This is a genomic window from Clostridium subterminale (genome assembly GCF_039521425.1).
GTDB lineage: Bacteria > Bacillota > Clostridia > Clostridiales > Clostridiaceae > Clostridium_J > Clostridium_J subterminale.
The window spans coordinates 39,590-62,167 of record NZ_BAAACI010000018.1; the positions used below are offsets into that span (position 1 = coordinate 39,590).

Below are 22,578 nucleotides of genomic sequence, written 5' to 3' on the forward strand. Positions count from 1 at the left end.
AAAAATGTAATATATGCAAATTATTAACACTGACCTAATATATAATAGTAATAGGTCAGTGTTGATAATAAAAGTGAATATGATATAATTATACTACTTATGAAAATCACTTTCAATTGAAGGAGAGAAAATTATGAAGAAATTAAAAGTTTTAGGGGCGCTAACTTTGATAGTTGTTATGTTGACAGCGTGTTCCAATAGAGAGTCAAAGGATAATGTGCAAAATGATGACAGGATAAAGGTTGTTACTTCCTTTTATGGTATGAAGGCTTTAACTGAGGAAATAGGGGGAGATAAGGTTAATATAGAAAATGTTATACCAGAAGGTAGCGAACCCCATGACTTTGATATTAAAGCTAAGGACATGAAGGCAATAGAAGAGTCTGATATATTCATTTATAATGGAGCTGGTATGGAAGAATGGATTGAAGATGTAAAAGCAGCTATAAGTGAAAAAGAATTAATAATTGTAGAGGCTAGTAAAGGTGTGGATCTTATTAAGGCTGATGAAGAAGCGGAAGAATCAGAAGAACATGAAGGGCATAATCACTTAGGAAAGGATCCTCATACTTGGCTTGGTTTAAATGAAGCAAAGATTCAAGGTGAAAATATTAAAAATGCTTTGGTAGAAAAGGATGCAAAAAATAAAGAGTATTATGAAGAAAATTTTAAGAAATTTAATGAAAAAATAGATAGCATAATAGAGGAATATAGTCCAAAGTTCAAAGAGTTAGATAATAAAAATTTTGTTACAGGTCATGCAACTTTTGGATATTTATGCAGAGATTTTGGACTTGCTCAAAAGAGCATAGAAGGGGTTTTTGCAGAAGGAGAGCCATCGCCAAAGGAATTACAAAATCTTATGGAGTATTGTAAAGAAAATAATATTAAAACTATTTTTATTGAAGAACTAATTAGTACTCAACTTTCAGATACTTTAGCTAATGAAGTAGGAGCAGAGACTAAACAAATATATACTTTACACAGCAATGAGGACGGAAAATCGTTTTCTGATGTATTAAAATATAATGTAGAAACTATATATAGTGCTATGAATAAAAAATAATTACATAATATAAAATAAGGCGTGTACTTTATAGTATACGCCTATAGTTTTCAATGAAAATAAATTTTAATTTTTGTTGTAAATAAAGGACTATAGTATATAATAATTATATAAATTATGAATAAGGATTGAAGGGATAAATAAACTATGGGAAAGAAGATTAGTACATGTAAATGTAACGAGGGACAAGAAGAACTAGTAAAGGAATTAAAAAAATTTCTTGGTGATGATCATAAGATAACAGAAAATATGTGTATAGGTGCATGTAATTTATGCAGTCACAAGTACATTGCAAGGGTAGATGGAGTGCTTGTAGAGAATGAGAATTTAGAAGAAGTTTTAAATTCCATTAAAGAGAGAGTCCATAGAATTTAGTATATAAAATAAATAAATATAAAAAAATTGCATATAATATTATCACTTCTGATATATCACTATTGATAATTAGCTCATTAGTGATATATAATAATAATAGAACACATATAGGAGTGATAAGTATGGAAAAAATAGCTTTAATTACTGACAGTGCTAGTGATATTACTAAGGATATAGTTGATAAGTACAATGTAAAGGTATTGCCTTTTAAAATAATATATAGGGATAAAGAGTATAGTGATGGAGTAGATATTACATCTAAATATGTATATGATACTTTAGAAACTAATGCACCAACCACTTCATTACCATCCATGAGAGATATGGAGGAAATGTATGATGAATTAAAAAAAGAAGGATATACTCACGCAATAGTAGTAACAATTTCTTCAAAACTATCAGGGTTTAATAATGCCATTAAACTAATATCAGAGGATCATCCTGAGATTAAGACCTATGTTCATGATTCTAAATCTATATCTAAGGGTGAAACTATACTTATTGAAGAGTCAGCAGAAATGATTAAACAAGGAAAAAGTTTTGATGAAATAGTATCAGAACTTCCTAAAATAACTGATAGAATAAATATATACTTTGTTATAGGAACCTTAGAATATCTTATAAGAGGGGGAAGAATTGGAAAGGTAGCTGGAACTATAGCTCAATTTTTAAATCTTAAACCAATTGTAAGTGTAGATAAGGAAGGTGAGTATTATACTTATGCAAAGGTTAGAGGAAGAAAACAATCTTTAAATAAAATTTATGATATTGTAGTATCAAAATTAAATGATAAAAAATATGATATTCATATAATGCATGGTGAAGCAGAGGCAGAGGCTATGACATTGCTAGATAAATTTAAATCACATAAAAATGCTAACTTCGTAAATTTCGGAGGTTATCTAAGTCCAGTATCAGGTGTTCATTCAGGGCCAGGATTCATAGGAGTACTTATCTATGAAAAGGAGTAGATTGATATGGTGGAGGATGAATTAGGGAGAGATTTAAGTGGTATAAAAGCTGAAGAAAAGAAACTTTATGAAGAATATAAAAGAAAATTGCAAGAGCTTCGGAAGGTAAAAGCGGAAAACGAAGCAGTAGGCCAAGTGTTTACTAAAGGATTATTACCAATATATACACTATATATATTGTCTCAGAGACCTACTAATGGTAATGATATATCTCATCAAATAGGAAAGAGAACTAATGGATTTTGGATACCTAGCACAGGCGGTATATATCCTTTGCTTAAAAAGTTAGAGAAACAAGGATTTATTGAAGGTAGTTGGGATGAAGGAAAAAAATCACAGAAGATATATAGCATTACAAATGAAGGGATGAAAGAGTTTGAACATAAAAAAGTGCTATTAAAATCAAATATAGAAGAGGCATTAGAAGTATTTAAAATAATTAAAAAAGATTTATATGATTAAAGAAATTCCATAAGTATAGTATCTTATGGAACTTTTTTATGATAAAAATTAATAAAGATAATTTAGTTAAATCTATAGTATATATATTCGTTATAGCATCTATCATAGCCATTGGAAGATTTATGTGGAGAATATATGCAAATGGTACTTAAAGAAAAATAGAGTATGATATAATAAGTAAATTTTTAAACATTTATAAGGGGTATCATCGTAATGCACAAGGGAAGAATACGTAAAATTGGAAATCATTCAGAACTATTAGAGAAAAAGGGACTTTATAGCAACTTTTATAAATTACAATATTCAGGACAATAATTAAAGTAATAAAATAAAAAGTAAACTTAAAAGCTAGCTAAAGGGCTAGCTTTTAAGTTTATGTGAAAATGTTCATTAATAAAGGTTTAGAGCCGTAAGAAAGAAAATTTATATATTTAAATAACTTATTCCATCTAAAGGTATTAACATCTGTGGTGTTGGAAAATTATTAACTAAGCCAATCAAATAAAGAGTGTAGTATTTATCTGATTTAAGATTTATATTGGGAACATATAACATATCAATATCTGTATTAGCTAATTTTAATAGCATAGTATATCTACCAATAGGTAGTTCTATATAATTTCTTATATCCTTAAAGTTTACATTTTTATAAAGTACAGTACCATTAGAAAGTACTACATCTACAGGTGGCATGTTTTCAATAAACTGAGCAATTCTAATTTTAGCTTTACCTTCAGTTGGAGAGGTTAATGGAGTCTCATCTACAGGGTATAAGCTTAGCATTCTTCTTTGAATGTAAGCAGCTATGGTAGTTACACTTTTAGGTGCTATAAAAACATCTACATCTGCCAAGGGAAAATCAGTATTATTAGCTCTATATACCTTTATGTTATAAGTTCCAGAAGGAAGTTTAATATAGTTGGTAAATTCTCTATATTTAAGAGATGGTATTATTAGTTTATCATTTAAATAAATATCTACATCAGGAGCTCTAGCTGCAATGTGAACAAGTCTTACGTAAGCTGACATATTATCTTCAGAATTGACAATATCATCTTTTCTTGTAGAAATATTAAAGGGAAAGTTAATATATTGCATTATATACCTCATATAAAAATATTATCAAATATAGTATATGAAATAGAATTGCAGAATGTTACAAAAGGGAACTTAATATAAAATCTAGTATATAATTATCCATTAAATAACTTAATAATTATATGCTAGATTTCAAGTGATTGTTTACTATTTAAAACATATCTTTTTTTCTAAGATAGTAGGTTACGGCTAAAGTTATTAATCCTACAATTATACACATATACAGAAATCCATCAGGTGTATTGAAAAAAGGTATTCCACCTACATTCATACCTAAAAGACCTGATATTAAGGTTGGAATAGAAATAACTATAGTTACAGATGTTAAGTATTTCATAACTTGGTTTTGATTATTAGAAATTATAGAAGCAAAGACATCCATAGTACCAGTTAGTACAACACTATATATACTACACATCTCTATAGCTTGACGATTTTCTATCATAACATCATCTAAAATATCTCTATCTTCATCATATTTTGTAAGGATTTCCTGTTTTAAAAGTTTCTCTAAGGTTAAATCATTAGATTTTAAAGATGTAGAGAAATATACTAAGGATTTTTGAAGAGCAAATAATTGAATTAATTCTCTGTTTTTCAAAGATTTATAAAGAGTTTTTTCAACTAATAGACTCTTTCTATTTATTTGTCTTAGGTATAATAAATAATAATTTGATGCTCTATATAATATTTGAAGCATAAATCTGACTTTCTTAAAAGTATAAAATGAAGGAATTTTTTCAAGGGTAAAATCTGATAATACAGGACTGTTTTTAAGACATACAGTTATAATTACGCTTTCAGTATATACTATTGCTAATGGATATGTATCATAGGTTAATGAATTATCATCCATTTCAGTGAATGGAATATCTATAATTACAAGAGTAGCATTATTCTCAAATTCTATTCTTGAACCTTCTTCTTCGTCTAAGGCAGCTCTTATAAAATCTTGAGGAATGTTAAGCTTTTGCGTAATAAGAAGAACTTCTTCATTAGATGGATTAATCATACTAATCCAAGAGCCATGTTCTATAGAATCAATTTCTGTAAGAAGGCCCGAGGTATCACTTTTAAATATTGTAATCAATGTTATCACCTCATATAATAAAACTCATGAATATATTTTAACATTATATTTCTAATTGACAACTGTATATTTAAAAGTAATAATTATTATAATACAAATATTTTATTTTATAATCATAATTTTGAAAAATTAGAATTATAATATTAATGTTAATGTTGTAATTTAAAATATAAATTTATGATAATTTTTAAATTATTGTATTTGTAGGAGGTCTTTTATGGCAATAGAAGAATTGCTATTCATAGCCTTGGCAGTTTCACTAGATGCTTTTGGTGTTGCAATAGCTATTGGTTTATGTAGAGGAGCTAAGGCAAGACAAAAGTTATCTTTTGCAATTTCTTTTGGATTTTTCCAATTTTTGTTTTCTATTTTAGGAGGATTTGGTGGTAAAATATTTACAGAGAATATTGCTTCCGTTCCGGCAGTTATTGGAGGAATAGTAATTGCAATAGTTGGTATACTTATGATAAAGGAAGGTATGATAGAAAAAGAAGAAAGCATAGTCATAACCTTTAAAATGTACTTCATATTAGGGATATCTGTGAGCATTGATGCAATAGTAATTGGATTTATTGCTTTCTCAAGGGTAGAAAGTATGGTAACCTTAACACTCTTTACTGCTATTGTTGGTATGATAACATTTTTTATGAGCATATTAGCATTTATAATAGCAAAGTATCTAAGAAAAATCCATATATTAAGAAAATATGCTGATTATATAGGAGGCATAATTTTAATATTATTTGGATTAAAGATGATTTTCTTTTAAGGAAAGGATGATTAAAATGATAGAAACATTAAAAAACTTAAAAAGCTTTGAGGCAATCAAATTTTTTAAGGAGATGAATGAAATACCAAGAGGTTCAGGAAATGAAAAGGCTGTTAGTGATTGGTTAGTTAAGTTTGCCAAGGAAAGAGATTTAGAAGTTATACAAGATGAAGCGCTAAATGTTATTATTAAAAAGCCGGCTACTAGTGGTTATGAAAATGCTCCAACAGTAATTTTACAAGGACATATGGATATGGTTTGTGAAAAAAATCAAGGAACTGAACATGACTTTGAGAAGGATCCAATAGAATTTATTGTTGATGGTGACTTTATAAAGGCTAATGGAACTACTTTAGGAGCTGATAATGGTATTGCTGTAGCATATGCTCTTGCAATTCTTGATAATACAAAAATAGCTCATCCTCCTATAGAAGTATTAATTACTACTGAAGAAGAAACAGGGATGGGTGGAGCTACAAATTTACATCCAGAACATTTAGATGGAAGGATATTAATAAATATAGATTCTGAAGAAGAAGGAGTACTTTTAGTAAGTTGTGCTGGTGGAGTTAGGCTTAAGTTCTCTGTACCAACAAATTATGAAAAGGTAGAAGAAAACTATAGTTCATTAGCTATTAAAATAAGAGGATTAAAAGGCGGACACTCTGGTATGGAAATTAAGAAAGAGAGAGGAAATGCCAATAAAATGATGGGTAGATTCTTAATGGATCTTAATTCAGTTGTAGATTTCAAATTAGCATCTTTAAATGGAGGAGCTAAAATGAATGCTATTCCAAGAGAATCAGATGCTATTATAGCTGTAAGACCAGAAGATGTAGTTAAAGTTGAAGGAAAAGTTAAAGAATGGTGTTCTATATTTATAAATGAGTTAAAAGGTATAGATGATGATTTAAAATTAACTTATGAAATTACTAAGTCTGTAGATAAAGTATTCTGTGATGATACTAGACAGAAAGTTCTAAGAACATTATTCTTATTACCGAATGGAGTTCAAACCATGAGTATGGCAATACCAGGATTAGTACAGAGTTCTACTAATGTAGGTGTAGTAACTACTACTGGTGAAGCTGTAGAATTTGATAATGCAGTTAGAAGTTCAGTAGCTTCTTTAAAAAAATCAATAGTAGATCGAATGACAGTACTTGCAGAAATAATGAATTGTGTTATAGAGCTTGAATCAGATTATCCTGAATGGCAGTATAATCCGGATTCTAAAATTAGAACTGTATTTGAACAAGTTTACGAAAATAAATTTGGTAACAAGGCAGAGATATCTGCAATTCATGCAGGGCTTGAATGTGGATTAATTGGAGATAAATTTAATGGAAATATAGATCAGATTTCCTTTGGACCAAATATTTTTGATGTTCACACACCGGATGAGCATGTAAGTATTTCTTCACTAGATAGAATGTATGACTACTTATTAAGTGTATTAGCAGAAATAAGATAGTAAGAACAAATGCTCCCCTTAAGGTAACAATCAATATTATCTTAAGGGGAGTATATATTGTTGTATATTTATGGTTACTAAGGTATACTAAAGTAGTTATGCTTATGTGAAATAATCAATTGTTATTAGGAGAAATTTCAGATAATTTCCACTTGCCTGATTTATGCTTTACTAAATGAAGATTATAAGTTATGGATTTATATGGACTTTTTCCTTCTATTCCATTTACTTCTGCTATGCATATACTACCATCTGAAAACTTGATTTTAAAGTTTTCTAAGGAATATAATTTATGTTTATTAAAAAGACCAGAAGTAGAGTATTTTTCTATAGCATAATCTAAGTTCTTACATTTAAAGTTAGAGTAGCTAAAGACAATTATAGAAGTAGTAATTATAACAATTAAAGATATAAGGAAAAGAGTTTTGAATTTCTTAAGTTTTTTTACAAGATTCATAATTCACACTCCTTTAAGAATATAACAAAAGTATAACATTTAGTGTTATTTATGTAAATAAATTACAAAAATTAGGAGGATATTATAATGGATTTTTCTGCTATTGTATTAATGGAAAAGGATAAAGATACGAAATTTTTTACAAGAGAGCTTGGAAGTTATGAGGTTAATGAAGGTGCAGAATATATTATTAAACTATTTTATGATGGTGAAAAGGTAAATTTATATTTTGATACTAACAAAGATGTTGAGGAATGGGAGTTTTCAGCAATATACGATTTATTCGATGATGAAAGTTTCAATGATATAGTAGACTCTATAGAAATTTATGATGAGGAGTTTAATCCTACGTGGATTGTTACTTTTGATTATGATGAAGATCATAATGTACTAAATAATAGATTAAACAATATATGTATTAGAATTAAAGAAGCTCTAGAAAAAGTTTTTATTGATATAGAAGGAAAAAGTGTAGAATATCAATAGTACATAATTGGGGGAGAATCATGAGATTAGAACATATAGGTAGAGTTAGTGAAGCAGATATACTTGGCAAACATGTATATGGTGATGATGGAAGAATATTGTTAAAAGCGGGTATGAGTCTTAGTAGTATGTACATAAAAAGACTCGAAGAATTAGGAGTATATTATGTTTATATAGAGGATGAAAGATTAGAAGATATAGACATAGTAGATGAAAAACTAATAGTACTAAAGCAAGCCACTATGAAAAGTTTAAAGAACATATCAAGGGGTATAGGAAGTATAGGTGGTTCATATGGAGATGAATATTTAGAAAATATGGACCATTTATTGAATTATATAATGGAAATTGAAGATGTGAATAAATGTTTAAATGATGTAAAAACTCATGATAACTATACATTTTTACACAGCATAAATACTGGAATTATGGCAGTGTTTCTAGGAATAAGCCTAGGGATGAAAAAGTGGGTAGTACGAGAATTGGGTATATGTGGGATGTTACATGATATAGGGAAAATAAAAGTGCCAGCAGGTATAATTAATAAAAATGGGAAGCTTTCCAATGAAGAGTTTGAAATTATGAAGAAACATCCAATTTATGGTGGAGAAATATTGAGTAAAAATTATAAAATTTCAGCTTGCGCAATTGAAGGAGTAGAGCAGCATCATGAAAAGGTTAATGGAAAAGGATATCCTTATGGATTGCAAGGAAATCAAATTTCAAGATTTGGTAAGATAGTAGGAATATGTGATGTATATGATGCTGTAACTAGTGATAGAAGTTATAGAAAAAAGTTTGAGCCTAATCAAGCTTATGAACTTATACTTTCGGGATCGGGGAGTCAGTTTGATGAAAAATTAGTACATACTTTTAAAGAGACATTTTCAGTATATCCACTAGGTTGTTGTGTAAAACTTTCTAACGGAGTAGAGGGATATGTTATAAGGCAGAATAAAGGGTTCCCAGATAGACCTATATTAAGAGTACTATATGACCATGAAACTAGAAAACCAGTAAAATTTTATGAAATTAATTTGTTAGAAAAAATTAATTTAATTATCCAATGTGTAATTTAATAAATATATGGAATTGAGGGATGTACTGTTCTTGATTATGCTGTATAATTGGGGTATGTCCTTTTTGTTTTAATTTAGAAGCTAGGTATATTTATAAATATATTTTATCCGATGACTACCCGCTCTAATACTCCCATCTTCTTCAAAGTGGGGAGTAAAGAGCGGCTGCGACCCTGGATAACGATTTCCCCTAAAGGACAACGAATTCTAAGTATCGAAAATACTGATACTAAGAATTCTGTTAGTAACCTTCAGAGGGAGTAAAAACTCTCTCTGAAGCAAAGAACTCTGTTTATATTATGCTTAGAGTACAATTGGAGGTAAAGTAAAATGAAGATATCTAATATAAAGATTACAATAACAGAAAAAGATTTATATAGTATTGTTGTAGATGTATTACGAGACTATGTATCGGTGGAAGGACTTAAAATCGACAAAATATTAATAGATAAAAATATTAATGTAGTTGGAAGTTATAAACATAGAGTATCTATTCCTTTTTCTGTTGATATATCCATAAATAAAGTTGAGAATAATAAATTATATTTAAGTATAGATAAAATTAATTTAAAAAGTCTTAAAATATTTAAAGGTGTTGTAAATGTAGCATTAAAAGTGATTAGCTCAAAAGTAGCCAATTTGGGTATAGAATTTACTGATAATATAATAAATATAGATTTATATAAGTTGTGCAAAGTTATACCAATGGTTGATTTTAAGCTAGAAGATTTATCTATAATCCCATATGGACTTGAAGCAGTGGTTAGTAATTTTAATTTTAAAAATGAAAGTGAAAAATCTAATGATGAAATTTATAATGGTGATGATAAAAATAAAGAAAAACATGAAGAAGAAGTACTAATTTCAAATGTAGAATGTAATAAAAAAAATTTAGATAGTCATATAGAATACACGTATAGAAGATTTAGAAAAGAATTTAAAGAAAGATTTTCTGCAAAATATGAAAAGATGTACCCATATGTAGTAATGATACCAGATATAATTGCTTTATTTATGAGGTTATATAAAGATGAAAGAGTAGCAAAGGAGGTAAAGTTTAATATATCTATTGCTTTAGGATATCTTTTGTTTCCTTTAGATATATTGCCAGATACATTACCGCTTATAGGTAAAATTGATGATCTAGCAGTTACTTTTTTTATACTTCAAAAGGTGCTTTGTGATATTCCAGAAGAAGTAATTCTTGATAATTGGGAAGGGCAGAGTAATATTATAGAGATCTCTAGAGAAGCTATGGCTTTGTTAAATGACAAGTTTGGGGCAAAAGAAATAAGAAAAATGGTGGATGTAGTAAGGATATCTATAAAGAAGACTATAGTATTTTTTACTAAATAAATCTACGTTTAAGGTAGGAGTTATTATGGCAACGAAATATTATGCAATAAAAAAAGGAAAAGATTTTAATAATAATATTGACGTTAATAATATTATTGTGAAAAGTTGGAGTGAGTGTCTTTCTTATGTAAAGGGAGCTAAAGGTGCTATATACAAGAGCTTTTTAACAGAAAAAGAGGCAAAAGATTATTTGGATAGTAGTTTAGAATTAAAGAAAGGTGTGGACAACTATCCTTTAGATGTGCCTCATATATATGTTGATGGTAGCTATAACATATCTACAGAAGAGTTTGGATATGGGTTACTTGTAGTTGAAAGTGATATAATTACATATGTTAACTATGGTGGAGGAAAGAATAATGAGTGCAATCAAAGACAAGTAAATGGAGAGCTTAAGGCTGCTATAGAGAGTGTAAAATATGCATTAGATAATAACTATAAAGAAATAGTATTATTTTATGATTATGCTGGGGTATGTCAACATGCAACAGGCGCATGGGAAAGAAATACAGTTTTATCACAAGAATACTATGAAGTTATTAATAAGTTAAAAAAAGAAGGAAATATAAATATTATATTTGTTAAGGTAGATAGTCATACCAATGATTTGTATAATGATATTGCTGATGAATTGGCAAAGAGTGGTGCAGGGTTAGAATTTGATTCTGTAGTTGATAAAACCGTTGGAAACAATGCTATAAAGGTTGCTACTAGTGATGTTAAAAATAAACTTTGTAAAATTATTAAGAAAAATATTAGTAACGTTATATCCTTAGATGTTCATAATACTAAAGAAATTGAAGAAAAATATGATATTTCCAGCATAGTAGAACTCTTAAATAGTATGGATATGAATGAGGGAGAAAATTATTTGAAATATATACCTATAGAAGTTAAGGATAAAATTATATTAGAATTAGTTAGAAATTTAAAATAAATTAATTATAATTAAAGGAAAATTTTAAGCATATAAATTTAGAATATGAGCATCCTATAAATATACTTACATCTGCTAATTATAAATAAGTAAATATTTGTGTAATTTTAAATGTTTATTTATATAAAATTCTAAGGAATTTTAAGTAGATAGGTATACAATGAGAAGGGATGTGTATTTTATGAAAATGTTATTAAAAATTATGGTGTTGATAGCAAGTTTAGCCTTAGCTGTTAATTACGTAATGCCTTCAATGGATGGAAGAACTAAAAGAAAATTAAGGAAAAGAGTAAAGAGATTTCAACATAGAGCTGAGGATATGTTAGATAAAGCAATGGTTCCTTTAAGATAGCTAGAGCAGATATTCTGCTCTAGCTTTCTTTATTCTAAAAAAAGTTTAATATAATATTACAAAATCGATTAAATTAACCCATATTTAATAAAAATTTAAGACATTTATTTTTGTTTATTTTGTTTGTTTATGATACAATATAAGGGTATAATTATCTGAAGTATTTAGGAAGCATTTGCTAAGAGAAGAGGATGAATTTATGGAAATTTTATCTTTAGGAGAAAAAATAAAAAAAAGGAGAAAGGAGCTTGATTTAACTTTAAAAAATCTGGCTGGAGATAGAATAACTGCTGGTCAAATAAGTTTAATTGAATCAGGTAAATCTAATCCTAGCATGGACTTGTTAGAATATTTAGCAAGTGCATTAAAAGTTTCGGTAGAACACCTTATGGAGACTGAAGAAACACAAGCAGGCAAGATTTGTATATACTATCAAAATATTGCGGAATCTAATATATTAAACAATAATTTAGATGTAGCATGGAAGGCTTTAGAAGATTCATTTTTATATATTGAAAAGTATGATCTTGAATTGAATATGGCAACTAATTTGTATTTAAAAGCCTTAATACTTGAAAAGAAAAAAGAATATGATGAAGCTCAGGAGTTACTACTTTCGGCTAATAATATATATATTAAATATAATTGTAGTGATGAAATTATTAAAGTATTTATGCTTCTAGGCAAAATTACTCTTGAACTCGATGCATATCATTCTGCATATAGCTATTTTCAACAAGCAGAGAAGGTATTTGAAGAAAGTGATGTATATAACGAAGTTGCTATAGGAAAGGTTTATTATTACATAAGCAAAACTCTTAATAAAATGGGAATTGATAAAGAAGCAATTGAGTATATGAAATATGCTGAAGAAAAACTTTTAAAACTAAAGGATTCAAGAAACTATGGAGAATCATTTATGAAAATTGGACAAGAGCGGTTTAAAGAGGGTAACTTAAACCAGGCTATTGCATACACTGAAAAAAGTTTGAGTCTTTTTAAAACTAGACAACAAAATGTTTTAGTTGCATATTTAATGTCTGGGTTAGGAGAATTATTTTCAGAATATGGATATATAGATAGATCTTTTGAACATCTTTTAGACGCAAAAGCTATTAAAGAAAGGATTTCTGAAGAATCTACGGTTAACACTTTAATGTTGATTTGCAATAACTATATAAAATTAAAAGATGAAATAAATGCAAAAAAAGTATTAGAACAGATAGTATTTAGCATGCAAAATTTAAGTGTAACAGACTGTACCTTAATGTGCAAGTATCATATTCTCAAATATAAAATTGAGTTACTAGAGAAAAAATATGAAGAAGCAGAAAGAACTTTAATAGATGCTTTAAACTATACAGAAAAAATGAATTATTATAAGGAAAGTGCTGAAATTGCTATTACCTTAGGAAAATTTTACATGGACTTAGGAAAAGAAGAAGAAGCTAGAAAATATTTAGATGAAGGGGTTAAGATTCTTGAACAAACAAAATGCTTAACGGATTTTTAATAATGGGGGATAACTATGGAAATATTATCGGCTGGAGAAAAAATAAAGAGGACCAGAATATACAAAGGTCTAACTTTAAAAGATATATGTGAAGATAAAATTTCCGTTTCTAAAATGAGTTGTATAGAAAACAATAAGGTGGAGCCAGAGGATTGGATTCTAGAAATTATTGTAGATAAGCTTGGATTAGATATGGAGTATTTAAAGCACGGTGTGAGAGAACAGATTGAAGTAAATATTAAGAAGTTTAATTCTATGACACCATTAATTTCTTTAGAAGATGTACTATACAATGTAGATTATGCAGAGAAATACCACTATTACGATTTAAGTTGTAAACTATTTCAAATACTATTTGAATACTATCTGAATCATGGTATGTCAGCAGAATTAAGTACTACTATACCTAGATATTATAATTCTTGTCAAAAGTCGAAAGATGAAATTTTACATATCAATTATTATATGTATATAGCAAAATTTTTATATACTAATGGTGAATATTCTCAAGCTGGTAGTTATATATCAACAGTAAGAAAAAAACTTATTGAACTAGATAAAAAGGACTCAGTAGAATATATAAAGGCAACTTATAATCAGGTAGTAATCTATATAATGAGCAGTAATATAGTTAAAGCAAAAAAAGTTAGTGAAGATTTAAAGGAGATACTTTCATTTAATAAAAATGAGTATGTAAACGCAGAAATATATAAAGTGTTAGCTATAATAGAGATATATTTAGGTGGCAATGAAGTCAAGTACTATGAAGATCAAGCTTTAAAAAGATATGATAACTTGTTAGATAAAAAAGCTAGGGCATATTATGATCTTGCAAAAGCCATGTTTGAAAATGATATTAAAGACAAGGCTTTAGAATATATACAAAAAGCATTGAATGAGTATCCAAGAAGCAATAAAGAGCAGCTATGTGAATTTTTAATTGTAGGGGCTAAAACTTTGATAAAATATGGACACTACGATTTAGTTTTAGATTACATAGAAGAGGTGCTAGATTTATCTATTGAATTAGAACTTATTCCGATAATGGAAAAAGCGTATTATTATAAAGCAACGATATTCGAAAGGAAGAAAAATTATATAATGGCTGAAACTTATATGATGCTTTCTTTGGATGCTTTGATGAAATATGGAACTAAGAATGAAATATATAAAAGGTATATGAGGATAGGAAACATGTATCATGATATGGGAAATGTTAATGACTCAATTAAATATTTTAGCTTAGCTTTTAAAAAGGAAAAAAGTTTTTATTAGTAAGTGATTTTACCAATTAGAGTTTTAATATGAAAATAGGTTGTTGCAAAATGATTTTTGATTATTTTGCAACAACCTATATATTTTTTTATTTAATAAATCTCTGTATAATATGATCTTTAGCTTTAATTTCAAAGGAATCATCTAGAGGGGAAAGTTCAGCTTGACCATACTTATTTTTAATGGCTAAAGACAAAAGTCTATCTGTAAGTTCTGGGTTTTTAGATAGTAAACTTCCATGAAAATAAGTACAGAAAGTATTTTTATAAATGCAACCTTCTTTTTTATCCTCGCCATTGTTACCAAATCCGTATTTTACTATACCAAGAGGTGTTAAATCTCCAATGTAAGTTTTACCAGAATGATTTTCGAATCCTACATAGGTTTCGTTAAAGAATTCATTATATATAATTGAATTACCGATTAATCTTTCATTAGAGGCTTTAGTATAAATATCTAATACACCTAATCCTTCTAAAACTTCACCTGTAGAAGTTTCATATGTTTTTCCTAGAAGTTGATATCCGCCACATATGCATATAAATACTTTCCCAGATTCTATATAATCAGTAATTCCTCGTTTTTTAGTTTCTACTAAGTCTTTAGAAACTATGGATTGTTCATAATCTTGTCCGCCTCCAAAGAATACTATATCAAAATCTTCTGGGTTAAATTCATCACCTATTGATACGTTTTTTACTGTAACATCTATTCCTCTTTTCTCGGCCCTATGTTTAAGGATTAGAATATTTCCAATATCTCCATAAACATTTAATAAATCAGGATATAAATGACATATATTAATTTCCATAAACTCACCTTAACCTTACCAAATTTTATTTATGTAGCCTTTACTGTGTAATAACTTTCTAAGATGTAACATAGCAGTATATGTAACAAGTACATAGGTGGTTTCTGCTTCAGCACTTATTATATTATTTATAAGTTTATCATCAGATTCACACATTTTAAAGCTTTCTTCTTTAAGACCAGCAATCTTTAGTCTTACAGCCATATCATAAAGACGTATACCGGAAATTATAATATCCTTTATTGCTAGTGAACTTAAATTTTCAAAGTCTACATCCCATATCCAAGAAACGTCTGTACCATCAGCATAATTATCATTTAACATTACTGCTAAATTTATTGGTTTATCATTAAGAAGTAATGTATTTATAGCTTGATTATAACCAGCAGGGTTTTTTACAAGAATTATTTTTACTTCTTTTCCATTTATATTTAGGCTCTCTTGTCTTCCAAAACTGCTCTCTTGATTTTGTAAAGAAGCTTTAATTGAAGTTGATTCTATACCTAATTCTCGGGCTACAGATAATGCACAAATAGCATTATAAATGTTATATTCTCCAGATTGATTTATAAAGTAACTTTCTTCATTAACAACAACTTCTGAGCCTTCAGCGTTCAAAGTCGTTATTTCATCTATGTGATATTTAAGCTCGGGTCTTTCATAACCGCAATCCGAACAAAAGTATTTGCCTAGATGATTGTAAGTAATAAATTCATAACTATAAGGAGTTTTACAGAACTTACAGAACTTACTGTCTGCATTTACATTTAAAACTGTATTTTCTTTAATGGGAACGTTAAAGCCATAATAAACCACGGGATTATTGGCATTAATTTTACCCAGTAGAGACTCATCACCATTTAGAACAAGAAGAGACTGAGGGGATTTATGTATACCTTCTAAAATTTTATTATAAGTGGTATGAACCTCTCCGTATCTATCTAACTGATCTCTAAATAGATTAGTAACCGTAATTATTTCAGGCTTTACATGTTCTGTTATGAATTTAAGGTAAGCTTCATCTACTTCTATAACTGCATATATCTCTTTATTCTTATTAGAAAATTTGAAGTTAGAAATGAAAGATGCGACTATACCAGTATTCATATTAGCACCAGTATTATTTGTTATAGCATTTTTACCGGACTTATTAAGAATATTATAAATCATGCTAGTAGTTGTAGTTTTGCCGTTAGTACCTGTAATTAAAATTACTTTATATCCTTTTGCAATTGTCGATAGTATATTTTTATCTAAGGCTAAAGCAACTTTGCCAGGAAAGTTTGATCCTCCTTTAAATAATTTAGTACTTAATTTTAGTATAATTTTTGAAGTGACTATAGCTATAAATGAATTAATTTTAATTTTTCACACATCCTTTAAATATTTTCCAAAGTTTTTTTATAAATTAAACATATAGGATATTTACAAGTATATCAATTTTATATTATAACATATATCTACATTAATGACATCATTCTATAGTGAAAATGAAAAGATGATTTCAAATGTTAATTAGATTTAAAAAAGAAATTAAAAGAGAGCAAAATTCGATAAAAGTGATGCACTATATATGGTGAGTATATCAAAAATGCATTATAATGAAGTTCAACTTGCAATAATCTTAAGGAAAATATGAATTAGAAAAGAAAAATAAAATTTTTATTGCATTTTTATAAAAAAGTAGTATTATAATATTAGGAAATTAAAAAATGTGTTACATTAATTCCTAGAAGATATTTGGGGGTAATAAAATGGATTTTAACTTAAATGATTTAAAAATTAATACTAATAAGGAAGCTTATAGAAATTTAAGCTATGCTGAGTTAGTTTCTCATGCTGTTAAAAATGGAGAAGGAGTTCTTGCTAATAGTGGAGCTTTCGTGGTAAAAACAGGAAAATATACAGGGAGATCTCCTAAAGATAGATTTATCGTAAGACAAGAAAGTGTCAATGATTTAATTAATTGGGGAGATGTTAACTTACCTATAGAAGAAGAAATTTTCAATAATTTATATTCGCAAGTTATGGATTATTTATCTGATAAAAACTTATATGTATTTGATGGCTATGTTGGAGCAATGAAAGAGTATAGCATGAATATAAGAGTTGTTAATGAATTGGCATCACAAGCTTTAATGTCTAATCAATTATTTAGAAGATATGAAAAAGAACAATTAGAAAATTTTGAACCAGAATTTAATGTGGTTGTAGCACCAGGGTTTAAAGCTAAAGGAAAAGAGGATGGAGTAAACTCAGAAGCCTTTATAATAATAAATTTTGAAAAGAAGATTGTTTTAATAGGTGGAAGTCAATATTCTGGAGAGATTAAGAAGTCAATATTCTCTATAATGAACTTCTTATTACCTAAAAAGGGTGTATTCCCAATGCACTGTTCAGCTAATATAGGAGAAGATGGTGATACTGCTGTATTCTTTGGGCTTTCTGGAACAGGAAAGACAACTTTATCTGCAGATCCAGATAGAAAACTAATTGGTGATGATGAACATGGATGGTGTAATGAAGGGGTATTTAACTTTGAGGGTGGATGCTATGCAAAAACTATTAAGTTAGACAAGGAAAAAGAAAGAGAAATTTATAATGCTTTAAAATTTGGAGCATTATTAGAAAATGTAGTTTTAGATGAGAATAATAGACCTATGTTTGATGATGATTCCTTAACTGAAAATACAAGAGGAGCATATCCTATAGATTTTATCGAAAATGTGGAGATAAGTGGAGTAGGTGGAAATCCAAATACAGTAGTATTTTTAACTGCAGATGCTTTTGGAGTAATACCACCAATATCTAAATTATCTAAAGAAGCTGCTATGTATCACTTTATGTCAGGATATACTAGTAAGCTAGCTGGTACAGAAAGAGGGATAACTAAACCAAAGGCTACATTCTCTGCTTGTTTTGGTGAACCTTTTATGCTTATGAAACCAGAAGTATATGCTAAACTTTTAGGAGAAAGAATAATCCAAAATAATACAGAAGTTTATCTTGTTAACACTGGATGGTCTGGTGGAGAATATGGTGTAGGTAAAAGAATGAACTTAGCTTATACTAGAGCTATGGTTAAGGCTGCAATAGAAGGTAATTTAAGAAATACAGAATTTGAAAAGGATGATAACTTTAATGTTCTTATTCCTAAAGAAGTTCCAAATGTACCATCTGAAATATTAAAACCTAAAAATACTTGGGAAGATAAACAAGAGTATGATAAAAAAGTGTACGATCTTGTTAAACAGTTCCGTGAAAACTTTGAAAAATTTGATAACGTTAGCGAAGAAATATTAAAGGCAGCACCTGGATATAATAAATAGTAATTTTAAAGAAGAGAAACTCTAGTTTGGTGGAGTTTCTCTTCTTTATGTAAAGAAAAAATAGTATAAATAATGTAAAATTATCACTTAGTATAGAAAACTTTTATTTTATTGGAAAAAAGTTTATAATAAAATATAAATATAAATATATCAACATTTTAGATGTAAAGGGGAGTAATGGGTTGAAAACTAGAAAAGGGAAAAATATAGGATTAGGTATCTTGGTTATAATATTAAGTGTTGTAGGATTTTGGATATTGAGTCAAAAGGATAAAGAAAAAGATTATACTACTAAAATAGAAAAATGGGATAACTTATATTCAGGAAATAATATAAAGTTTTATTATATTGATAGTTCTGTAGCGGAAATAGCTACCCTGAAAAGCAAATATAAGGTAGATACTTTAGTTGGTGAAAATACTAGTGAAATTATGAAATGTATAGATATAAATAAATGGTTAAGTGAAAAAGGCGAAATAACCCTGTCTGATATGGACACTAACAAAGATGGGGAAGAGCTTTTGAAAATTCTAATATCGGAAAAAAAGGTTTCCCAAAAGGATTATAATACCATACTTCAAGAATTGTTATCTTCAATAGGTATAAAGGTTAGAGTTGGAGAATATAGATTAAATGGAAACTACTCTGTGTTAGAAGTATGGGATTCTAATTTTAATAAGTGGATAATGTTTGATACTATTACAGGTGGATATTTTAAGGAGGGTGATGAACCTTTAAGTGCTATACAGGTATTAAATAAAGATTTATCGCAGCTTAAGGTTAGTAGTAACGAAGATGGAACTTTAGATAAAAAGTCTATAAAGTTATTAAATAAATATCTAGGTACTTATAGTATAAGAATTGACAACAGTAAATTTGAGGGGTCTGTAATAAACTCATATATAACATATGTAAAAGATGTTAAGGGTGCTCAATTAGAAACTTCTAAAGGTTATATTCAACCAACTATATTTGTTGACAATGATTCTTTATTTAATATTAATCCTTATGAGGAATATGTAAATGATAAGTCAGATAAAATTCCAACTATTATATTTTCGAAAAAGAATATAAAAGAAGATGATGATAATAATACGAAATTTACTTTAGGGGCATTTATGAATAGTTTAATGTTAGAGGAGTTTTATGTTAGAGTAAATAATGGAGATTTTATTAAGGTTGATACCTATTATAATTTATCTATAGAAAAAGGTAGTACAACTATAGAAATTTCATTAGATGGTATTAATCCCTTACGACAGGTGGTTATAAAGAAATAATAGAAAGGGGAAAAGTGTGGACTTTATTTTGTTGTTTAAAGCTATAATAATAGCAATAATTGAAGGAATTACGGAGTTTATTCCCATATCATCTACTGGCCATATGATAATTGTTGGTGATGTGTTAGATTTTACAGGGAATTTCGCAAATTTGTTTACTGTAGTAATTCAACTTGGAGCAATTTTTGCTATTTTAGTATTATACAAACAAAAGATATTTTCAACTATTTTAGGGGTATTTAAACTAAAGAGAGATTCAATTAGATTTTGGACTAATATAATGATTGGATGTGTTCCGGCGGCAGTATTAGGTTTGTATTTTGAAGACATAATTGATGAATATCTGTTCAATACATTTACTGTGGCCTTAGCATTGATAATTGGAGCTATTCTTATGCTTTTATCTGAAGAGCATTTTAGGAGAAAAGAGAAAACTAGAGATGTAGATTACATTACCTTTCCACAAGCTTTTAGTGTAGGAGTATTTCAGTGTTTAGCATTGTGGCCGGGTATGTCTAGATCTGCATCAACTATAATAGGTGGCTGGATAAGTGGATTGTCAACTGTGGTGGCAACTGAATTTTCATTTTTCCTAGCAATCCCTGTAATGGTGGGAGCTTCCGGATTGAAATTAGTTAAGCATGGTAGTATCCTAAATAAAGGTGAAATAATAGTGCTTATTATTGGATTCATGGTTGCATTTTTATCAGCTTTGGTATGCGTAGAAAGATTCATAGGTTATCTTAAGAAGAAACCTATGAAGAATTTTGCATACTATAGAATAATTTTAGGGTTGGCATTGTTGATATTTGTAAGCTTCAGGTAATAGTTACTTAACTGGTAGACGGTATTAAAATAAAATAAATAGGTTAAGTATTTGTAAATATAGGACAAGTAAATGTATAATGTAGTGATTATATAAATATATAGTATGCATTAGTATATTATAATCAATATATATAAGATGAAAATGAGGCATATTAACTTGTTTAATGTGGATAATGGAGTGGTATAATCTAAAAAAGTATATCACTTTATTGTTTTTTTACAATAGTCAGAAATTTGACATAATATATAAAGAAAATTATAATATAGCTAGTTATAAATCGATATTACCATTTGGCATGTGGAGGGTATGTATGAAAGAAATCAAACGTTATTTAGAAACAAGAGAAGGGGAATATAGTTTTTATTTTGCAGATTTAAAAAGTGATTACACTTATGGGTTTAATGAGGATCTTAAAATGGTAGCCGCTGGTTGTATAAAACTTCCTATTGCTATGGCAGTAATGAAAGAAGTGGAATCTACTAATGTATTTTTAGATCAATTAGTAACCATAACAAATGATGATAAGGTTTCTGGTTCTTTTGGTATTATACATGAATTAGAAGGAAGACAGTATAGTATTAAAGAATTAATAGTTGCAATGCTTATTCAAAGTGATAATACAGCAGCATGTAAACTTATAAACACTATAGGCAAAGATAGGATAAATAGTATCATTCATGATATGGGATTAACATCTACATTTATAAATAAGTATCCATCAGGTGAAAAAGAAGAATTTGATAACGAAAACATAACTACAAGTTTTGATTTATGTAAAGGTTTAGCGTTGCTAAGCAAGGGGAAAGTATTAAATGAAGAACATAGTAAATTTATTCTAGAAGTTATTAGAAGAAATCAATTAACCACAGGGATATCATTTTATTGGCCTAAAGATTTTAAAGTTAAAACAGCACATAAAGCAGGAAGTTTAGAAGGAATAGAAAATGATATTGTGTTATTAAATTTGGAAAAAGGTGATTTTGTTTTTGTTGTTATGTCAAGAAATTTACCATCTAATGTTTATGGAGTTAGTTCTTTAACAAGAGTTGGGAAAATGATGTTTGATATTATTGATAAGGATTGGAATTAATATAATATGTTAAGTTAAGGAGCGTGGATTTTATCCACGCTCCTTAATTTAACATTAGATTATTAAAAATTTACGATGAAATTTTAATGAAAAAGGTAAATGAACGTTTGATTTATTGATTTATAATCATTAGAAATAAAGGGATACTCGAATTATTGGTAACAATATTGCCAGGTGTATCAGTAATAGAATTATATAGTAATTATAAGGAAATTAAAGAAATAAGAATTTAATTTCATACAATGCAATTATTGTAAGAGAATATGATGTTATATCATGATAAGATAAGTCTTGTCGCTGAGAGATGCGGCAACAAACAACAAGAATTCAAGAAAAAACTTCTTAAAAAATTGTTGACAGATAAGAGATTATCTAGTAGAATAATAAGAGTCGTCGGAAGCAATCGATGATGATGAAAACCAAATGGTCTTTGAAAATTAAACAGAGAAAAAGGTAAAACCAGTTAATTCCGATAGATT

General features: G+C 28.2%; 23 protein-coding genes. 18 read left to right on the forward strand and 5 right to left on the reverse strand.

Translation table 11 applies throughout. The annotated features are described in order from the left end of the window. Positions 1-133 precede the first annotated feature (133 nt). The 4 genes from ABDZ93_RS19860 to ABDZ93_RS19875 all read left to right on the forward strand — a co-directional run bounded on the left by ABDZ93_RS19860 (position 134) and on the right by ABDZ93_RS19875 (position 2,874). On the forward strand, positions 134-1,066 hold the full coding sequence (locus ABDZ93_RS19860) for a metal ABC transporter solute-binding protein, Zn/Mn family (protein ID WP_343828255.1): 933 nt from the start codon (positions 134-136) through the stop codon (positions 1,064-1,066). Positions 1,067-1,213: 147 nt separating this feature from the next. Further along, positions 1,214-1,441, forward strand: coding sequence for a DUF1450 domain-containing protein (locus tag ABDZ93_RS19865; RefSeq protein ID WP_343828256.1), 228 nt, complete (start codon positions 1,214-1,216; stop codon positions 1,439-1,441). A 122-nt stretch (positions 1,442-1,563) separates the two neighbouring features. Then, a complete protein-coding gene (locus tag ABDZ93_RS19870; protein ID WP_343828257.1) occupies positions 1,564-2,412 on the forward strand; it encodes a DegV family protein in 849 nt (282 codons plus the stop codon). A 6-nt stretch (positions 2,413-2,418) separates the two neighbouring features. Then, a complete protein-coding gene (locus ABDZ93_RS19875; protein WP_343828258.1) occupies positions 2,419-2,874 on the forward strand; it encodes a PadR family transcriptional regulator in 456 nt (151 codons plus the stop codon). Positions 2,875-3,297: 423 nt separating this feature from the next. Here the strand turns inward: ABDZ93_RS19875 and ABDZ93_RS19880 are convergent, their stop codons facing one another. Then, positions 3,298-3,972, reverse strand: a complete 675-nt coding sequence (locus ABDZ93_RS19880; protein ID WP_343828259.1) for a DUF4397 domain-containing protein — start codon at positions 3,970-3,972, stop codon at positions 3,298-3,300. A gap of 151 nt (positions 3,973-4,123) precedes the next feature. Beyond that, complete coding sequence (locus tag ABDZ93_RS19885) at positions 4,124-5,062, reverse strand: magnesium transporter CorA family protein (protein ID WP_343828260.1); 939 nt, start codon at positions 5,060-5,062, stop codon at positions 4,124-4,126. 217 nt (positions 5,063-5,279) lie between these two features. On the opposite strand from ABDZ93_RS19885, the gene ABDZ93_RS19890 reads away from it, so the two are divergent. Both ABDZ93_RS19890 and ABDZ93_RS19895 read left to right on the forward strand, forming a co-directional pair. Beyond that, positions 5,280-5,831: a manganese efflux pump MntP gene (locus ABDZ93_RS19890; RefSeq protein ID WP_343828262.1), complete on the forward strand. Its 552-nt coding sequence runs from the start codon at positions 5,280-5,282 to the stop codon at positions 5,829-5,831. Between the two features lie 19 nt (positions 5,832-5,850). Continuing rightward, a complete protein-coding gene (locus tag ABDZ93_RS19895; protein ID WP_425544811.1) occupies positions 5,851-7,305 on the forward strand; it encodes an aminoacyl-histidine dipeptidase in 1,455 nt (484 codons plus the stop codon). Positions 7,306-7,420: 115 nt separating this feature from the next. Here the strand turns inward: ABDZ93_RS19895 and ABDZ93_RS19900 are convergent, their stop codons facing one another. Continuing rightward, a complete protein-coding gene (locus tag ABDZ93_RS19900) occupies positions 7,421-7,762 on the reverse strand; it encodes a hypothetical protein (RefSeq protein WP_343828264.1) in 342 nt (113 codons plus the stop codon). A gap of 87 nt (positions 7,763-7,849) precedes the next feature. Here ABDZ93_RS19900 and ABDZ93_RS19905 point away from each other — a divergent pair, with 87 nt between their 5' ends. The 7 genes from ABDZ93_RS19905 to ABDZ93_RS19935 all read left to right on the forward strand — a co-directional run bounded on the left by ABDZ93_RS19905 (position 7,850) and on the right by ABDZ93_RS19935 (position 14,760). Beyond that, positions 7,850-8,248 carry a DUF6762 family protein gene (locus tag ABDZ93_RS19905; RefSeq protein ID WP_343828265.1) on the forward strand — a complete coding sequence of 133 codons (399 nt, stop codon included), beginning with the start codon at positions 7,850-7,852 and terminating at the stop codon, positions 8,246-8,248. A gap of 20 nt (positions 8,249-8,268) precedes the next feature. After that, positions 8,269-9,327, forward strand: coding sequence for an HD-GYP domain-containing protein (locus tag ABDZ93_RS19910; protein ID WP_343828266.1), 1,059 nt, complete (start codon positions 8,269-8,271; stop codon positions 9,325-9,327). A 330-nt stretch (positions 9,328-9,657) separates the two neighbouring features. Next, positions 9,658-10,683: a YkvA family protein gene (locus ABDZ93_RS19915; protein ID WP_343828267.1), complete on the forward strand. Its 1,026-nt coding sequence runs from the start codon at positions 9,658-9,660 to the stop codon at positions 10,681-10,683. Positions 10,684-10,708: 25 nt separating this feature from the next. Next, the gene (locus tag ABDZ93_RS19920) at positions 10,709-11,620 is read left to right on the forward strand and encodes a ribonuclease H family protein (RefSeq protein ID WP_343828268.1); all 912 of its coding nucleotides are present in this window, start codon (positions 10,709-10,711) and stop codon (positions 11,618-11,620) included. A gap of 181 nt (positions 11,621-11,801) precedes the next feature. Next, positions 11,802-11,972, forward strand: coding sequence for a hypothetical protein (locus ABDZ93_RS19925; protein WP_343828269.1), 171 nt, complete (start codon positions 11,802-11,804; stop codon positions 11,970-11,972). A gap of 199 nt (positions 11,973-12,171) precedes the next feature. After that, a complete protein-coding gene (locus ABDZ93_RS19930) occupies positions 12,172-13,485 on the forward strand; it encodes a helix-turn-helix domain-containing protein (protein WP_343828270.1) in 1,314 nt (437 codons plus the stop codon). 15 nt (positions 13,486-13,500) lie between these two features. After that, on the forward strand, positions 13,501-14,760 hold the full coding sequence (locus ABDZ93_RS19935) for a helix-turn-helix domain-containing protein (protein ID WP_343828271.1): 1,260 nt from the start codon (positions 13,501-13,503) through the stop codon (positions 14,758-14,760). A gap of 88 nt (positions 14,761-14,848) precedes the next feature. Here ABDZ93_RS19935 and ABDZ93_RS19940 read toward each other — a convergent pair whose 3' ends face one another. Both ABDZ93_RS19940 and ABDZ93_RS19945 read right to left on the reverse strand, forming a co-directional pair. Further along, positions 14,849-15,571, reverse strand: coding sequence for a type 1 glutamine amidotransferase (locus tag ABDZ93_RS19940; RefSeq protein WP_343828273.1), 723 nt, complete (start codon positions 15,569-15,571; stop codon positions 14,849-14,851). Between the two features lie 15 nt (positions 15,572-15,586). Beyond that, entirely contained in the window at positions 15,587-16,741 is a 1,155-nt protein-coding gene (locus tag ABDZ93_RS19945; RefSeq protein WP_425544809.1) for a MurT ligase domain-containing protein, read from the reverse strand. On the opposite strand from ABDZ93_RS19945, the gene ABDZ93_RS20175 reads away from it, so the two are divergent. The 5 genes from ABDZ93_RS20175 to ABDZ93_RS19965 all read left to right on the forward strand — a co-directional run bounded on the left by ABDZ93_RS20175 (position 16,740) and on the right by ABDZ93_RS19965 (position 22,099). After that, positions 16,740-16,991 (forward strand): hypothetical protein, encoded by a 252-nt coding sequence (locus tag ABDZ93_RS20175; protein WP_425544810.1) that lies wholly within the window; start codon positions 16,740-16,742, stop codon positions 16,989-16,991. The two genes, ABDZ93_RS19945 and ABDZ93_RS20175, sit on opposite strands and share 2 nt — an antisense overlap. 334 nt (positions 16,992-17,325) lie before the next feature. After that, positions 17,326-18,900 carry a phosphoenolpyruvate carboxykinase (ATP) gene (gene pckA, locus ABDZ93_RS19950; RefSeq protein WP_343828274.1) on the forward strand — a complete coding sequence of 525 codons (1,575 nt, stop codon included), beginning with the start codon at positions 17,326-17,328 and terminating at the stop codon, positions 18,898-18,900. 182 nt (positions 18,901-19,082) lie between these two features. Continuing rightward, positions 19,083-20,180 carry a hypothetical protein gene (locus ABDZ93_RS19955; RefSeq protein WP_343828275.1) on the forward strand — a complete coding sequence of 366 codons (1,098 nt, stop codon included), beginning with the start codon at positions 19,083-19,085 and terminating at the stop codon, positions 20,178-20,180. 16 nt (positions 20,181-20,196) lie between these two features. Next, positions 20,197-21,006, forward strand: a complete 810-nt coding sequence (locus ABDZ93_RS19960) for an undecaprenyl-diphosphate phosphatase (RefSeq protein ID WP_343828276.1) — start codon at positions 20,197-20,199, stop codon at positions 21,004-21,006. 313 nt (positions 21,007-21,319) lie between these two features. Beyond that, positions 21,320-22,099, forward strand: a complete 780-nt coding sequence (locus ABDZ93_RS19965; protein WP_343828277.1) for a serine hydrolase — start codon at positions 21,320-21,322, stop codon at positions 22,097-22,099. The last annotated feature ends 479 nt before the right edge of the window (positions 22,100-22,578 follow it).

What these genes read in the sequence shown, in the direction of transcription:
- ABDZ93_RS19860 (WP_343828255.1), top strand. Translation starts at nt 134, where the DNA reads ATGAAGAAATTAAAAGTTTTAGGGGCGCTAACTTTGATAGTTGTTATG.
- ABDZ93_RS19865 (WP_343828256.1), top strand. Translation starts at nt 1,214, where the DNA reads ATGGGAAAGAAGATTAGTACATGTAAATGTAACGAGGGACAAGAAGAA.
- ABDZ93_RS19870 (WP_343828257.1), top strand. Translation starts at nt 1,564, where the DNA reads ATGGAAAAAATAGCTTTAATTACTGACAGTGCTAGTGATATTACTAAG.
- ABDZ93_RS19875 (WP_343828258.1), top strand. Translation starts at nt 2,419, where the DNA reads ATGGTGGAGGATGAATTAGGGAGAGATTTAAGTGGTATAAAAGCTGAA.
- ABDZ93_RS19880 (WP_343828259.1), bottom strand. Translation starts at nt 3,972, where the DNA reads ATGCAATATATTAACTTTCCCTTTAATATTTCTACAAGAAAAGATGAT.
- ABDZ93_RS19890 (WP_343828262.1), top strand. Translation starts at nt 5,280, where the DNA reads ATGGCAATAGAAGAATTGCTATTCATAGCCTTGGCAGTTTCACTAGAT.
- ABDZ93_RS19900 (WP_343828264.1), bottom strand. Translation starts at nt 7,762, where the DNA reads ATGAATCTTGTAAAAAAACTTAAGAAATTCAAAACTCTTTTCCTTATA.
- ABDZ93_RS19905 (WP_343828265.1), top strand. Translation starts at nt 7,850, where the DNA reads ATGGATTTTTCTGCTATTGTATTAATGGAAAAGGATAAAGATACGAAA.
- ABDZ93_RS19910 (WP_343828266.1), top strand. Translation starts at nt 8,269, where the DNA reads ATGAGATTAGAACATATAGGTAGAGTTAGTGAAGCAGATATACTTGGC.
- ABDZ93_RS19915 (WP_343828267.1), top strand. Translation starts at nt 9,658, where the DNA reads ATGAAGATATCTAATATAAAGATTACAATAACAGAAAAAGATTTATAT.
- ABDZ93_RS19920 (WP_343828268.1), top strand. Translation starts at nt 10,709, where the DNA reads ATGGCAACGAAATATTATGCAATAAAAAAAGGAAAAGATTTTAATAAT.
- ABDZ93_RS19925 (WP_343828269.1), top strand. Translation starts at nt 11,802, where the DNA reads ATGAAAATGTTATTAAAAATTATGGTGTTGATAGCAAGTTTAGCCTTA.
- ABDZ93_RS19930 (WP_343828270.1), top strand. Translation starts at nt 12,172, where the DNA reads ATGGAAATTTTATCTTTAGGAGAAAAAATAAAAAAAAGGAGAAAGGAG.
- ABDZ93_RS19935 (WP_343828271.1), top strand. Translation starts at nt 13,501, where the DNA reads ATGGAAATATTATCGGCTGGAGAAAAAATAAAGAGGACCAGAATATAC.
- ABDZ93_RS19940 (WP_343828273.1), bottom strand. Translation starts at nt 15,571, where the DNA reads ATGGAAATTAATATATGTCATTTATATCCTGATTTATTAAATGTTTAT.
- ABDZ93_RS20175 (WP_425544810.1), top strand. Translation starts at nt 16,740, where the DNA reads ATGCTAGTAGTTGTAGTTTTGCCGTTAGTACCTGTAATTAAAATTACT.
- ABDZ93_RS19945 (WP_425544809.1), bottom strand. Translation starts at nt 16,741, where the DNA reads ATGATTTATAATATTCTTAATAAGTCCGGTAAAAATGCTATAACAAAT.
- pckA (WP_343828274.1), top strand. Translation starts at nt 17,326, where the DNA reads ATGGATTTTAACTTAAATGATTTAAAAATTAATACTAATAAGGAAGCT.
- ABDZ93_RS19965 (WP_343828277.1), top strand. Translation starts at nt 21,320, where the DNA reads ATGAAAGAAATCAAACGTTATTTAGAAACAAGAGAAGGGGAATATAGT.